This window comes from Duganella sp. sic0402, assembly GCF_019219065.1.
GTDB lineage: Bacteria > Pseudomonadota > Gammaproteobacteria > Burkholderiales > Burkholderiaceae_D > Rugamonas.
On record NZ_JAHUWK010000020.1, the window covers coordinates 20,161 to 33,530 of the forward strand.

The 13,370-nt window shown below is 63.5% G+C and carries 13 protein-coding genes and 1 rRNA gene; 3 read left to right on the top strand and 11 right to left on the bottom strand.

The features are described 5' to 3' along the window. Positions 1-64: 64 nt before the first annotated feature. Entirely contained in the window at positions 65-1,027 is a 963-nt protein-coding gene (locus KW842_RS26770) for a CAP domain-containing protein (protein ID WP_218307201.1), read from the bottom strand. Between the two features lie 136 nt (positions 1,028-1,163). On the opposite strand from KW842_RS26770, the gene pssA reads away from it, so the two are divergent. Beyond that, entirely contained in the window at positions 1,164-1,925 is a 762-nt protein-coding gene (gene pssA / locus KW842_RS26775) for a CDP-diacylglycerol--serine O-phosphatidyltransferase (protein ID WP_218307215.1), read from the top strand. A 9-nt stretch (positions 1,926-1,934) separates the two neighbouring features. On the opposite strand, the gene KW842_RS26780 is transcribed toward pssA, so the two are convergent. Continuing rightward, positions 1,935-2,846 (bottom strand): aldo/keto reductase family oxidoreductase, encoded by a 912-nt coding sequence (locus KW842_RS26780; RefSeq protein WP_229223931.1) that lies wholly within the window; start codon positions 2,844-2,846, stop codon positions 1,935-1,937. An 81-nt stretch (positions 2,847-2,927) separates the two neighbouring features. Between KW842_RS26780 and KW842_RS26785 the strand changes: the two genes are divergently transcribed. Continuing rightward, positions 2,928-4,211, top strand: coding sequence for an HDOD domain-containing protein (locus tag KW842_RS26785; protein WP_218307204.1), 1,284 nt, complete (start codon positions 2,928-2,930; stop codon positions 4,209-4,211). A gap of 85 nt (positions 4,212-4,296) precedes the next feature. Here the strand turns inward: KW842_RS26785 and KW842_RS26790 are convergent, their stop codons facing one another. The 9 genes from KW842_RS26790 to KW842_RS26830 form a co-directional block, all read right to left on the bottom strand. Next, positions 4,297-5,442, bottom strand: a complete 1,146-nt coding sequence (locus KW842_RS26790; RefSeq protein WP_218307205.1) for a D-alanyl-D-alanine carboxypeptidase family protein — start codon at positions 5,440-5,442, stop codon at positions 4,297-4,299. Positions 5,443-5,485: 43 nt separating this feature from the next. Further along, complete coding sequence (locus KW842_RS26795) at positions 5,486-6,154, bottom strand: alpha/beta hydrolase (RefSeq protein ID WP_218307206.1); 669 nt, start codon at positions 6,152-6,154, stop codon at positions 5,486-5,488. 4 nt (positions 6,155-6,158) lie between these two features. Then, complete coding sequence (locus tag KW842_RS26800; RefSeq protein WP_218307207.1) at positions 6,159-6,476, bottom strand: ferredoxin; 318 nt, start codon at positions 6,474-6,476, stop codon at positions 6,159-6,161. 27 nt (positions 6,477-6,503) lie between these two features. Next, positions 6,504-7,841, bottom strand: a complete 1,338-nt coding sequence (locus KW842_RS26805) for a VanZ family protein (RefSeq protein WP_229223932.1) — start codon at positions 7,839-7,841, stop codon at positions 6,504-6,506. Continuing rightward, complete coding sequence (locus tag KW842_RS26810) at positions 7,838-8,449, bottom strand: ABC-type transport auxiliary lipoprotein family protein (RefSeq protein WP_307729886.1); 612 nt, start codon at positions 8,447-8,449, stop codon at positions 7,838-7,840. The genes KW842_RS26805 and KW842_RS26810 overlap by 4 nt, the downstream gene beginning before the upstream one ends. 10 nt (positions 8,450-8,459) lie before the next feature. Next, the gene (locus KW842_RS26815; RefSeq protein ID WP_218307209.1) at positions 8,460-9,398 is read right to left on the bottom strand and encodes an MlaD family protein; all 939 of its coding nucleotides are present in this window, start codon (positions 9,396-9,398) and stop codon (positions 8,460-8,462) included. Next, positions 9,398-10,240, bottom strand: a complete 843-nt coding sequence (locus tag KW842_RS26820; RefSeq protein WP_218307210.1) for an ABC transporter ATP-binding protein — start codon at positions 10,238-10,240, stop codon at positions 9,398-9,400. The genes KW842_RS26815 and KW842_RS26820 overlap by 1 nt, the downstream gene beginning before the upstream one ends. Continuing rightward, positions 10,240-11,352: an ABC transporter permease gene (locus tag KW842_RS26825; RefSeq protein ID WP_218307211.1), complete on the bottom strand. Its 1,113-nt coding sequence runs from the start codon at positions 11,350-11,352 to the stop codon at positions 10,240-10,242. The genes KW842_RS26820 and KW842_RS26825 overlap by 1 nt, the downstream gene beginning before the upstream one ends. Positions 11,353-11,459: 107 nt before the next feature. Beyond that, positions 11,460-12,932, bottom strand: coding sequence for a B12-binding domain-containing radical SAM protein (locus KW842_RS26830; RefSeq protein WP_218307212.1), 1,473 nt, complete (start codon positions 12,930-12,932; stop codon positions 11,460-11,462). 323 nt (positions 12,933-13,255) lie between these two features. On the opposite strand from KW842_RS26830, the gene KW842_RS26835 reads away from it, so the two are divergent. After that, positions 13,256-13,370 (top strand): 16S ribosomal RNA (locus KW842_RS26835); the annotation flags it as partial.

Genomic DNA, 13,370 nt, shown 5'->3' on the forward strand with positions numbered 1-13,370 from the left:
TAGGAGCGGCTGAGACTGGCGGACTGGTTGAGGTCATAGCCGCTACCATAACAGAGTACACACTTTATTTGGTGGTGAACGACCAACTGCGGCTGACCGCCACCCCGGCCACCGTGCCGTTGAAGCTGACATCGTAGGTGGTGGCCGCCGCCAGCGGCGCCAGCGGGATGATGGCGGCGGCATTGCGCACGCTGTTGTTGGTGCCGGCGTCATAGCTCAGCAGGCGGGTGCTGAGGGCGGTGCCGCCGCGCGGCGTGATGGTAAAGCTGCGCACCACGATGGTGTCGCTGCCGCTGCCGTCCGCGTGCACGCTGACCGGATAGCCGACCAGGTTCTGATCCGGCACCGGGTCGGGCGCTTCCGTGTCGCTATAGAAATTGACAGGAACACTAGTCTGGTTGCTGATCGGATAAGTGGCGATATTGCCGCGTCCCAGCGCATTGTAGCCGCCGCTGGCGCCGAAGTCGGCGGTGAAATAGGTATAGCCGCCGGTAACGGTGGCCGAGCCGGTGCCGATTTCGCGGAAGCGCGGGTCAAAGATCACATAGCGGTGGTAGATCGCGGTGATCAGCTCCTCCGCCTGATAGAAGCCGGAGGTGTTGCTGGTGGCGGAGATCACCTCGCCGATGGCGGACGGCGCCGTGGTGCGGTAGCCGGCGGCGGTCAGGCGGTCACTCAGGGAGGCGCCGGTGTAGCCTTGCAGGCCGGCCGTCTGCTGGTGGCTGATGGTATTGTTGATGCGTTGATAATCCGAATGGCCCTGCGCTGCCTTGTCGATCAGGCTGTTGCGCGACAGCACCGCCACGCCGACCTGGGCGCGCCGGTAATTGATCCAGACATAGCCGTCGTTGGCGCCGTTGCCGCTCAGCGTAGGCATGCCCGGTTCCTGCGTTGGCGGTGTGGTCGTCGGTGGCGGAGTAGTGATCGCCACCGTGTCGCCGCCACCACCGCCGCATGCCGTCAGCAGGGCGGCGGCCAGCAAGTTCGCCGCCAGCACGCCCGCTGCGGATAGTCGCCATTTTTTCATGATGAGCTCCTCTGCCATGGAAGCAATTCTAAGCCGGTTTTCAAAAGCGCCGCACGCGTTAGGGATGTGCTAAAAATGGTAAGCTTGCCGTTTCTTTGAGATTGCCCCTGTTTTGAAGCCACTACACCGTCAGCGCATGCAGCGCGCCAAGTTTGCCTTGCCCAGCATCGTCACCCTGATGTCGATCGCCTGCGGCTTCGGCAGCATCGTCATTTCGGTCGACAACGCCATGGTCGGCTCGGCCCAGGATTACCGCCTGGCTGCCGTGCTGCTGGTGCTGGCCGGCGTGTTCGACGCGCTGGACGGCTTCGTGGCGCGCGCCACCAATACCCAGTCCGAGTTCGGCATGCAGCTCGATTCGATTGCCGACGTGATGAATTTTGGCTGTGCGCCGGGGCTGCTGCTGTATTGCTGGGGCTTCCAGCAGCTGGGCGCCGATTATCCGACGCTGCTGCGCCTGGGCGGCATGGCCAGCTTCTTCTTTGTCGCCTGCGGGGCGCTGCGGCTGGCGCGTTTCAATGTCAATGTGGGGCGCACCGATCCGCGCTACTTTGTCGGCATGCCGATCACCGCTGGCGCGGCTTGCGTGGCGTCGGTGGTGGTGGCCTGGCCTGATCCGGCCGCGTCGGCCTTGCAGGGCAGCCTGATCGTGCTGCTGCTGTTCGTGGTCGGCAGCCTGATGGTGTCGACCGTGCGCTTCCCCAGCTCCAAGCAGAAGAAAAGCTGGGGCGCGCTGGTGGTGTTGCTGATTAACCTGGGCCTGCTGGCCTGGCTGCAAGTGCTGTACTTCGTGCTGTTCTTCGCGTTCTATATCGCGTTTACGCTGGCGCTGAATGGCGCGTGGAAAACCGGCTGGACGGGGATCGCCCCGCCGGTTATTTATGGCGACGAGGGTTAAGCGCGCCCGTTAAGCCACCTCGTGGCCGCGCGCCGCGCGCAGGATCTCGAACCACTGGCTGCGGCTCAGGCTGAACTGGGTCGCTTCTACCGCTTCCTTCACCGCCGCGATGCGGCCCGAACCGGTCAGCGGCACCGGACGGCTAGGTAGCTGCATAATCCACGCAAACACCACGCTGCCGAACGGTCGTTGCAGCTCATCGGCGACTTTCTGGATCACGGTGCGGACGCGCGCGCTGGCGGCGTCATCGCTGCTGAACAGGCGGCCGCCAGCCAGCGGCGACCAGATCATCGGCGCCACGCCCAGGTCTTGCAGGCCGTCGAAGGTTTCATCGAACATTGGCACCACATGCAGCGGCGAGAACTCGACCTGGTTGGTGGCCAGCGCGATGCGGCGGTTAAGGCTCTCGAACTGGTGGCGGCTGAAGTTGGACACGCCGAAGTGCTTGACCTTGCCATCCTGGCGCAGCTGCGCGAAGGCGCCGGCAATCTCATCAAAATTCATCAGCGGGTCCGGGCGGTGGATCAGCAGCAGGTCCAGATGGTCGGTGCCCAGCTGGCGCAGCGAATTTTCTGCCGAGGCGATGATGTGGCTGGCGCTGGTGTCATAGTGCTGGATGGTGTGCTCGGGGCGCGCCGCCGAGATCAGCTTGATGCCGCATTTGCTGACGATCTGCATCTTGTCGCGCAGCGAAGGCTGTAGCTTCAGCGCTTCGCCGAAAGTGGCCTCGACGCCGTAGCCGCCGTAGATGTCGGCGTGGTCGAAGCTGGTGACGCCCATGGCCAGCGCCTGCTCTATCCAGTCGACGCGCTGCTGTGGCGACAGATTCCATTCATTCATGCGCCACATGCCGGCGACAATGCGTGACAGCGTCAGGCCGCCGGCGTAGGTAACGAGGGAAGGGCAGGACAGATTGGTCATGAGCATACTTTCCAAGCGTAAATGTAAGGCAAGAATTATAGTATGATCGTCACGTCTGCCTGACCGAACGGAGAGCTCAACGTGGGATTTTTATCGTTTCTGAAGTCCAAGCCGGAATCCGCCGCCAATACGGCCGAGGGCGCGCCAGATGCCGTCCCTGCGCCGGATGACGCCGATGCGCCGCCGAACGACGCCACCGCCCTGATCACCCGTGCCGCCATCGTCGACAAACGCCAGCGCCTGTGCGGCTACCGCGTCGGCGCGGCGCTGCCCGAAGCGGAGCTGGTTGACGCGCTGGTGGCGGCGGAATTGCCGGAGTACGCGCACCAGCGCATCGCGCTGGTGCCGCTCAGTGCGGAGGCGATACAGGCCGGGCTACACCTGCCGCTGCTTGCGCCGCAGACCGTGTTTCTGCTGGACCGGCAGGCCGCCGATGCTGCCGCCGTACTGCGCGCCGCCGGCAGCCAGGTGGCCGTGCATGGCGTCACGCTGCAAGACGAGAACAGCGCGTTGCTGGCCTCGGCCCAGATGGCGCTGCTGTCGCTGCACGCGCAGCCGCTGCCGGAATTCCAAGCGCTGTGCAAGCACCTGAACCTGCATTATCCGAATCTGAAACTGATCGTCGACGACGTTGCCACCTGGGATGAGCAGCGCATGGTGCTGGCCTGGGGCGCCAGCTATTTCATGGGCGATTACCTGACTACCACCGACCAGGTCGACCCGGACGCCAAGATCGACCAGAGCCGCATGACCTCGATCGAGCTGCTCAACCTGCTGCGCACCGATGCCGAGCTGCCGGCCATGATTGAGGTGGCCAAGCGCGATCCCGGCATGACGTATCAGGTGCTGCAATGGGCGAATGCGCCGGCCAACGGGCAGACCACCAAGGTGACCAGCTTGCAGCAGGCCTTCATGGTGCTGGGACGGAATCAGCTGTATCGCGGGCTGACGGTGTCGATGTTCCGCCTGGGCGCCGGCGCCAACAAGGAGCGCGACGAGTCGCTGCTGGAAGTGGCGCTGACGCGCGCGCGTTTCCTGGAGACGTGCAGCACGCTGCCGCAGGCCAGGCGGGATGAGTTGTTCCTGGCGGGACTGCTGTCGCTGTTTGATGTACTGCTGGGCGTGCCGATGGACAAGCTGGTCGACAAGATGCACCTGTCGGACGATATCCGCGATGTGCTGCTGGGGAAGGAGGGCGTTTACAGCCCGTATTTGACGATGGTGCTGCTGCTACAGCGGGACAAGATCGAGCCAGCGCTGGAGATTGCGGCCAGGCTGGAGATCGATATCGACAAACTGCCGCTGGTTGGACAGGCGGCCTTCCAGTGGGCGCAGGCTTCGATGCAGCACACCAGCGCCGACTAAACCGGCACCGCGTGCAGCATCGGGGGCCGACCCGGTACGCGGCCAGCCCCCTCGGCCGCTGAACTTGCCAGCGGCGCGGCCGGGTTTATTTCAGCCAGAGACGAATCGAATCCCAGGCACGGCCAAAGATCGATGCCTGCTCCACGGTTTCCAGCGCCACCACCGGCAGTTCCAGCATTGGCTTGCCGTCCACCACCATCTTCAACGTGCCAACGCGGCTGTTTTCAGCCAATGGGGCCACCAGCGGATCCTTGCGTTCCAGCGCCGGCTTCATCTTGCCCGCCACGCCCTTCGGCACGGTGACCATCACGTCCTGCGCGAAACCAATCTTGACCGCATTCTTCGAGCCTTTCCAGATTTCCGGCGTGGCGATCGGCTGGCCTTTCGAGTACAGCTTGACGGTGTCGAAGTTCTGGAAGCCCCAGTTCAGCAGCTTCTGGCTTTCCTGCGTGCGCACCTGGTCCGACGAGGTGCCCAGCACCACCGAGATCAGGCGGCGCTCGCCGGCGCCGTTAGGACGCTTGGCCGAGGCGATCATGCAGTAGCCGGCCGCTTCGGTGTGGCCGGTCTTCATGCCGTCCACGGTCGGGTCCAGCCACAGCAGGCGGTTGCGGTTCTGCTGGGTGATCTTGTTGTAGGTGAAGCTCTTCACCGAATCGATCTTGTAGAACTCCGGGAAGTCCTTGATGACGTGCTGCGCCAGGCTCGACAGGTCTTGCGCGGTCGAATAGTTTTCCGGCGACGGCAGGCCGTGCGGATTGGCGAAGTGGGTCGAGGTCAGGCCCAGGCGCTGTGCTTCTTTATTCATCAGCACCACAAAGGCCGACTCGTCGCCGGCCACCGCTTCCGCCAGCGCCACGGCGGCGTCATTACCCGATTGCACCATCAGGCCGTACAGCAGATCGTTGATGCTGACCGGGGTGGCCGGGTCGATGAACATCTTGGAGCTGCTGGCGTCCACTTTCCACGCCTTGGTCGATACGTTGACCATCTGGTTCAGCGTGATCTTCTTGTCGCGCAGCGCGCCGAAGGTCACGTAGGCGGTCATGATCTTGGTCAGCGACGCCGGCTCGATGCGGGCGTTCGGGTCCTGCGAAGCGATGATCTGGCCGCTGGTGGCGTCCAGCAGCAGCCAGGACTTGGCGGCGATGTTCGGGGCAGGCAGCGTTTGCGCCACGGCCGAGGTTATCAACATCACACTGGTGGCCAAGGCCGCGATAATTTTCTTCATTGGGATCTGGTGTAAAAGTTAAAAGCCGGATGATTATAGTTGCTTAGTCGGCAGTTGCGGTGTCCGTTTCAGCCTCGATTAAGCCAGCGCCGGCCCACAGCAGCGCCACCCAGCGCTTGATATGGCCGAGTTTGCGGTGGAAGAAGTGGTCCGCGCCGGGAATGACGATGACCGGGATATCCTGCGGGCGCAGCCAGTCCAGCACGTCGGCCAGCGGGATGGTGTCGTCCAGTTCGCCGTGAATCAGGATGGTGTCGGCCGGGATGTCGGCCATCTGCCATTTCTTGGCGGCCGCGCCAACCAGTACCAGGCGCTCGGCCGGCGTGCCGGCGGCGGCCAGGCGCTGCGCCAGGTGGGTCTGCACATAGGTGCCGAAGGAGAAGCCCGACAGCGCCACCGGCAGGCCGGGGAATTTTCCGGTCATCCACTGGTGCAGGATGGCCATGTCGTCGGTTTCGCCCTGGCCGTGGTCGTGCACGCCTTCGGACTTGCCGACGCCGCGGAAGTTGATGCGCGCCACCACGTAGCCGAGGCTGACGAAGGTGCGCATCAGTGTCACTGCCACCTTGTTGTCCATGGTGCCGCCGTACAGCGGGTGCGGGTGGGCCACCAGCGCGATGCCGCGCGGGGCCGCGTCATCGTGCGGGTAGTCGATGACGCCTTCCATTTGGCCGGCGGCGCCGGCCAGGGTGAATTTTTCGCTCTTGTTCATAGGCTCAGATTTTCAGACGTTCCACAATTTCGCCCTTGGCCAGGTGGCGGTCGATGATTTCATCGATGTCGGCGGTGTCGACATAGGTGTACCAGGTGCCTTCCGGATAGATCACCAGCAGCGGGCCTTCTTCGCAGCGGTTCAGGCAGCCGGCCTGGTTGATGCGGACCTCGCCCTTGCCGTACATATCGAGTTCCTTGCAGCGCTTCTTGGCGTGCTTTTGCGCGATTTCGGCGCCGTGGTCGCCGCAGCTGTTGCGGCCGTCCTCACGCTTGTTCATGCAGAAAAAGACGTGGTGTTTGTAGTAGGGTGTATCGCTCATGGCTGTACCTCTCGGAAATCGTAGCCGCTATGATACCTTGGCCGCGTTCAGCTTGTGGGACGGCAGCCACAGGAACCAGACCGCGAAGAAGGGCCACAGCAGCGACAGGAATTGCGCTGCGCCGTTGAAATTCAGGAATTTCCCCTGCACCCATGTTTGCAAAGTGGCCACAAAATACGGGTTGGCCGGGGTGGTGTTGATGATGGCCAGGCCCAACAGCAGGGTGGCGATCGCCAGCCGCCGTTGCGCCACATGCGGCGCGTAAGCCAGGCCGGCCAGCATGATGGCGCCGATCAGGAAGCCGCCCTGCGCGCCCGGTGTGACCCAGACGAAGGCGTTTTCCGGCGAGAACAGCAGCGCCGAGGCCAGGCCTTTGACCAGCACCGAACAGGCAATCATGGCCGCCACCAGCAGGCCGCGCGGCGACGGCTTGCGCAGCAGGCACAGCAGGGTCAGGCCGGCGCCGACCATGCCGCAGGCGGTGATGATGGTTTCGGAAAGCCAGTATTGTTCGACTGTCAGTTCGACATCGGGGCGGATCAGGTTGCCCAGGTCGATCTCCATGTCCAGCAGCTGCGACAGCCAGTCGGACAGGATGGGCAGCAGCTGGCCCAGGCCGTACAGGAAGTTCTGCGGATAGATTTGCGCCAGCGGCCACAGCGCCAGCAGCACCAGGCCCTGGCTGGCATGCGGCGCAAACCAGGCACGGCGCAGGCGTTGCAGCTCGCTCTGGTCGAGCAGGCGGCGCACGGTCAAGACACCGATCAGGCCGCCGATGGCGCAGCCGATGGCGTTGGTGTAGAAGTCCAGGTTGGAGGAGACGCGGGTGGGCAGATAGGTCTGCACCGCTTCCATGCTGCCGGACACCAGTGCGCCGCAGGCGGCGGCGATCAGCAGCGCCCAGATGTTCTTGATGCGCGGGTACAGCGCGTAGACGGTCAGTGTGCCCAGCGGGATGTAGCCGATGACGTTGGTGACGGCGTCGAACATGGTCCAGTAGCGCGGCATCTTCGTGGTTTCCAGGAAGATGAACGGCGACAGGCCCTGGTTGTGCCAGCCGGAGAAGGGGAACCAGCTGGCGTAGATGATCAGCAGCAGATACGCCAGCAGCGCCGCGCGCGTGATCGGCGAGCTGCGGCTGGCCGGCGCCAGCGGCGGCTTGGCCCCCTTTTGGCGTGTGGCCGCTGCTGCGGCGCCGGCCGCGGCCAAGGCCTGTGCGCCGGTGTCGGCCGGGGGCGCGGCTGCGACGGATGCTGCTACAGCGGCGGCGTCAGCGTGCGTCGTTTGCTGTGGTGGCGCGGCGGGCGACGGTGTGGCGTCGGCCGGGGCGGCTGCCGGCTCGGAGGCCGGCGTGTGTTCCGTCATGTCGACGGCGGCAGCGCCGCCAGCCAGGTCAGCAGCTCGGCCGCCACCGCGTCGCTGGCGTCGGCCATGGCGCGCGCGCCGCCGGCCGCATCCGCGCTCGGCGCGGGCTGGCTGCTGCTGAAGGTTTTCTGGTCCACCAGCTTGTGATGGCGGAACACCGACGCCCGCACCCGCAGCACGGCCTGGCTGCTGGTGGCGCTGTCGAAGTTCTGCGCGAAATCCTCGACCTCCATGCGCAACACGGTGGCGCTGGCCGCCGCGTCGGTGGTCGACAGCACTTTCACGCCGCCATGCGACAGATTGGTCTTCATGCGCTGCGTCAGCAGCTGCAACGGCGTGGCGGTCCACTGATTGTAGGCGTAGGGGCGCGACTGGCGCGCATCAGCATACAGCAGCCGGTATTGCATGCGTTCTGAATCCAGCGCCGCCGGGCCAGTCACATCGGCCACGATGACCGCGCCGATCTGGCTGGCGCTGGCCGGTGCGGTGCTGGCAGACAGCGGGCCGAAATCGTACTGCGCGGTCGGCTGGCCTTTGCTGGCGCAGCCGCCCAGTGCCAGCGCCGCAGCGCATAGCATGATCCCGTTGCGGATGGTGGTGGTCATCATCGCCTTGTCCTTATTTGGTGGGCGCTGCAAAGCCTTCTTCGCCTGGGCCGGGCGGGGTGCCTGGCGCGCCGAAGATCAGACTTTGCGGACGGTCGTTAATCTTGTTCATGGTACGGCGCAGCGCGCGCATCGAGGCGCGGGTGTCGTCCGACAGCGAATTCACCTGCGGCAGCGTATCCAGCTCCAGCCCGCCGGCCACCGCGTCGACCGAACTGCCGATGCGCTCCACCTGGGTGGTGATGCGGTCGATCGGGCCGCCAGGCGCCTGCAGGCCGGTGGTCAGGCGGTTGACATCGGTGGCCAGCGCGTTGACCGAGTTCAGCGTCTTCTGCGCTTCGCTGGCCAGCGCCGGCAGCTTGTCGATGGTCGGCTGGAGTTTTTCCGGAATGTCGCGGTACTTCTGCGCCGTCTCGCTGACATCCTCAAACGCGCCGAGGATGGTCTTGCGGTTCTCGGGGCTGAGCAGGTCGTTCAGGCGGCGCGTCACTTCCTCGGTCTGGCTGAGGATTTCCTTGCCGCGTTTTTCCAGCTGGTCGAAGAAACCCTGGCGCAGCGGAATGCGGGCCGGATGGCCGGCGCTGGAAGGCAGCAGCGGCGAGCCGACCTTGTCGTCGTCCAGCGCGATGAAGGCGATGCCGGTCACGCCCTGGTAGCCCAGCGCGGCGAAGGTGGTGGTGGTGATCGGCGCGTCGGTGTTGATGTTCAGCGTGACCAGGATCTGGCCGGCCACTTTCGGATCGAAGGCGATACCGCCGACGCGGCCTACTTCCAGGCCGCGATAGCGGATCGGCGCCTGCGGGTTCAGGCCGGGGATGGCTTGCGCGGTGGCGATCACATACGGCGTGCGCTCGACGCGGTCGCGGTTAAACCACAGGCCGTACAGGATGGCCGCGATCAGCAGCGTGATCGTGAAGAAGCCGGTGGTGAGGGCGTGGGATCGGTTTTCCATCAGTTCTCCGTGGATGTTTTTTCTTCAAGCGCTTCCAGCGCGCGGCGGCCGCGGTCGCCGAGGAAGAACTCCTTGATGAACGGGTGATCGACTTTCAGCAGGTCTTGCAGCGGGCCGAGCGCGATCACGTGTTTTTCCGCCAGCACCGCGATGCGGGTGGACAGCGCAAACAGCGTGTCTAGGTCGTGGGTGACCATCACCACCGTCAGGCCCAGCTCGCGATGCAGTGATTTGATCAGGCGCACAAAGGCTTCCGACAAATCGGGATCGAGGCCGGCGGTCGGCTCGTCGAGGAACAGCAGCTTCGGCTCCAGCGCCAGCGCGCGCGCCAGCGCCACCCGCTTGACCATGCCGCCGGACAGGTCGGACGGCATTTTGTTGGCGTGTTCCGGGCCCAGGCCGACCATATTCATTTTCAGCAGCACGGCGTCGTGGACCAGCTCTTCCGGCAGCACCTGCAACTCGCGCATCGGCTGGGCGATGTTCTCGAACACCGTCAGCGCCGAATACAGCGCGCCCTGCTGGAACAGCATGCCCCAGTGGTTGCGCAGCTGCTGCAGCTGATCGGAACCGATCTCGCTGATGTCTTCGCCGAACACGCGCACGCAGCCGCGCGCCGGGTGTTCAAGGCCCAGCATCTGCCGTACCAGTGTGGTCTTGCCGGTGCCGGAGCCGCCGACGATGGACAGGATTTCGCCTTGTTCGATTTCCAGATTCAGATCCTGATGTACTACCGTGCGGCCGTATTTGGTCCACAGGCCGGTGATCTCGACCACCGGCACGCTGCCGTCCAGCGTCAGTTCGCCGGCGCCTGGTCCGCAGGTGCTTTCGTGTTCGCTCATCAGAACCCCACGCCGCTGAAGACAATCGCGAACACCGCGTCGGCCAGGATCACGGCGGTAATCGCCGTCACCACCGAGGTGGTGGTGCCGCGCCCCAGGCTTTCGGTATTCGGCTTGATGCGCAGGCCGAAGTGGCAGGACACCAGCGCGATCAGCATGCCGAACACTACGCCTTTGCCGATGCCGATCATATAGTTCGCCAGCGGTACGGCTTCCGGTAGTTTCATCAGGAAGTACTGCGGCGACAGGTTCAGCTCCACCTGCGCCGACAGCATGCCGCCCAGCAGCGCGATGGTATCGGTCCAGATCACCAGCAGCGGCATGGCGATCGCCAGGGCCAGCACTTTCGGCATGATCAGGCGGAAGCCGTGCGAGATGCCCATCACCAGCATGGCGTCCAGCTCCTCGGTCACGCGCATCACGCCCAGTTGCGCGGTGATCGATGAACCGGAGCGGCCGGCCACCAGGATGGCTGCCAGCAGCGGCCCCAGTTCGCGGATGATGCTCATGCCGAGCAGGTTGACCAGGAAGATATCGCCGCCGAAGTTGCGCAGCTGCTGCGCCGACAGGAAGGAGAACACCACGCCGATCAGGAAGCCGACCAGCGCGGTGATGCCCAGCGCCTGGAAACCGGCGTGGTAAATATTGGCAGAGATTTCCTTCCACGGCCCGCGCATCGGATGGCGGACAAAGCGGCCGATGTCCAGCACCAGCTGGCCGATCAGGCGCAGCAGGCCGGTCAGGTGTTCGAAGAACAGCATCACGGCGAAGCCCAGCTTCATCACCAGCGTCAGGCGGTGCTGGCGCGCGCGCGGCAGTTCCAGCGTGCCGGTGGCTTCTAGTCGCTTGAAGAATTCTTCCAGCTCCGGCGCCAGTTGCAGGTTGGCCGGGCGGGTCTTGCCCCAGGCGTTCCAGAACAACTGGGCGCCGATGTGGTCCATGCTGTCGATGGCCGACAGGTCCCATTTCAGGTTGTTATCTTTGAGCGTCTTGAGGACGGTGGTGATGGTGGCCATCGCCTTGCCCTGCGCCAGCGCGTGAACCCGCCAAGTGCCGGTCGCGGCGATGGCGCCGGCATTCAGGGTCAGGGTAGGCTCTTGGGCGGTAGGCATACCGCAAGTTTAAGGGAGATTGGCCCTGGCCGCTACCAGTGCGTATCTCCGGAGTGCGCTGGCTCGCTCTAAAGGCAGACCCCGCACAGCCAGGCGGGGTACAAGCCTCAGGCGGCCAGCCTTCGGGCCTGCCGCTTGGGCGCCGGGGTTTCGGCGGCCTTGGGTTTGGCCGGCGAATAATCCGACGCCAGCAAAGCCTCCGCCTCCGCCTTCTCCATCCCCAGCGTTTGCAAATAGCGCGACACCATCGCCACCAGCCGCTCCAGCGCAATCCGGTGGGTCGCGTCGGTATTGGCATACAGCCAATCCGAAAACGCCATAAACCGCTGGAATGGCAGCTCGCCCAGCAGCACCGGCAAGGTGTGGCCGAAGCGCCCGGAATTGGCCACCAGATCCCAGTAGCGTGCAAAGCGTACCAGCCGCTGCATGGTGCTAAAGTCAATATCGCGGTTGGCCAGGATGGTGTACGGCGCATACGGGTCATACACCATGCCGTATTCCGGGGTGTGGCGGATGATCGGGGTGCCGCGCAAGCGCTTCAGAATCCCGAACTGGATCTCGTGCGGCTGCAGCGCCCACAGCTTGTTAAAGCCTTCGGCAAAGCTCTCCACTGTCTCGCCGGGCAGACCGGCGATCAGGTCGACGTGCATGTGGGCGTGCGATTGCGTGGTCAACCAGCGGATATTGTCGGCCGCCTTTTGATTATCCTGCTTGCGGCTGACCAGCGTCTGCACCGCCGGATTGAAACTCTGGATGCCGATCTCGAATTGCAGCGCGCCAGGCGGGAATTTGCTGATGCCCTCTTTTAGTGCATCCGGCAGATGATCGGGCACCAGCTCGAAGTGGGCGTAGACCGGATCGTCGGGGTTCGCTTCCAGCTTATCCAGGAAGAACTGCATGATCTTCAGGCTGGTCTTGATGTTCAGGTTGAAGGTGCGGTCGACGAATTTGAACAGCCGCGCGCCGCGCTGGTGTAGCGACTCCATCTCGGCGAGGAAGTTATCCAGCGCGAACGGCCAGGCGGTCTTGTCCAGCGCGGACAGGCAGAACTCGCATTTGAACGGGCAGCCGCGCGAGGCCTCTACATATAAGGTGCGGTTCTTGATGTCGTCATCGCTATACAGCGAGTAGGGCAGCTTGATCTCGGCCATCGGCGGCTGCACGCCGGCGTGCACCTTCATCAGCGGCTTGGGGCCGTTGAGGATTTCGCCGCACAGTTTGGGGAAGGTGACGTCGCCCCAGCCGGTGATCACATAATCGGCCAGCTTGACGATCTCCTGTTCGTTGGTCTCGTGCGAGACCTCCGGACCGCCCAGCACGACGACCACCTGCGGCGCCACGCGCTTGAGCATGGCGATGACCTTGGTGGTTTCTTCGACGTTCCATATATAGATGCCGAAGCCGACGATCTTTGGCGCGTACGACAGGATGCGTTCAACGATCTCGGTCGCCTTGGCGCCGATGACGAATTCCTGCAGGCTGGTTTGGTCCTGTAGCGCGCCCATATTGGCGAGCAAATAGCGCAGTCCCAGCGAGGCATGGGTATAGCGGGCGTTAAGCGTGGTAAGTAAGATAGACATACACGTATTTTACCCTTGCCAGACACGCCGGTCCTTGCTATAGTTCGCCCCCTCGCAAAACGACGCATGCAAATGCAGAGTGAAGCCGGAAAAAGAAGAGCTTGACGAAATGTGCGAAACGCCTCATAATCTTGCCTCTTCGCTGATGAACAAAACGCTTCTCAGCAGCAGTAAAGATCTTTAAAAATTTACAGTCGATAAATGTGGGCGTTTGATGCTGCAACAAAAAGCATTAGATGCTCAACAAGAAATAAAACAGTAGTAATACTGTCAGTATTTTGAGTGAGCGAACCATGGTCAGAAATGATCATAAAACAGAGATTAAACTAAAGAGTTTGATCCTGGCTCAGATTGAACGCTGGCGGCATGCCTTACACATGCAAGTCGAACGGCAGCACGGAGCTTGCTCTGGTGGCGAGTGGCGAACGGGTGAGTAAT

Excerpts from the sequence above, each read along its gene's own strand:
- KW842_RS26820 (WP_218307210.1), bottom strand. The coding sequence starts at position 10,240 with ATGAGCGAACACGAAAGCACCTGCGGACCAGGCGCCGGCGAACTGACG.
- KW842_RS26770 (WP_218307201.1), bottom strand. The coding sequence starts at position 1,027 with ATGAAAAAATGGCGACTATCCGCAGCGGGCGTGCTGGCGGCGAACTTG.
- KW842_RS26795 (WP_218307206.1), bottom strand. The coding sequence starts at position 6,154 with ATGAACAAGAGCGAAAAATTCACCCTGGCCGGCGCCGCCGGCCAAATG.
- KW842_RS26815 (WP_218307209.1), bottom strand. The coding sequence starts at position 9,398 with ATGGAAAACCGATCCCACGCCCTCACCACCGGCTTCTTCACGATCACG.
- KW842_RS26780 (WP_229223931.1), bottom strand. The coding sequence starts at position 2,846 with ATGACCAATCTGTCCTGCCCTTCCCTCGTTACCTACGCCGGCGGCCTG.
- KW842_RS26800 (WP_218307207.1), bottom strand. The coding sequence starts at position 6,476 with ATGAGCGATACACCCTACTACAAACACCACGTCTTTTTCTGCATGAAC.
- pssA (WP_218307215.1), top strand. The coding sequence starts at position 1,164 with ATGCAGCGCGCCAAGTTTGCCTTGCCCAGCATCGTCACCCTGATGTCG.
- KW842_RS26825 (WP_218307211.1), bottom strand. The coding sequence starts at position 11,352 with ATGCCTACCGCCCAAGAGCCTACCCTGACCCTGAATGCCGGCGCCATC.
- KW842_RS26830 (WP_218307212.1), bottom strand. The coding sequence starts at position 12,932 with ATGTCTATCTTACTTACCACGCTTAACGCCCGCTATACCCATGCCTCG.
- KW842_RS26805 (WP_229223932.1), bottom strand. The coding sequence starts at position 7,841 with ATGACGGAACACACGCCGGCCTCCGAGCCGGCAGCCGCCCCGGCCGAC.
- KW842_RS26810 (WP_307729886.1), bottom strand. The coding sequence starts at position 8,449 with ATGATGACCACCACCATCCGCAACGGGATCATGCTATGCGCTGCGGCG.
- KW842_RS26790 (WP_218307205.1), bottom strand. The coding sequence starts at position 5,442 with ATGAAGAAAATTATCGCGGCCTTGGCCACCAGTGTGATGTTGATAACC.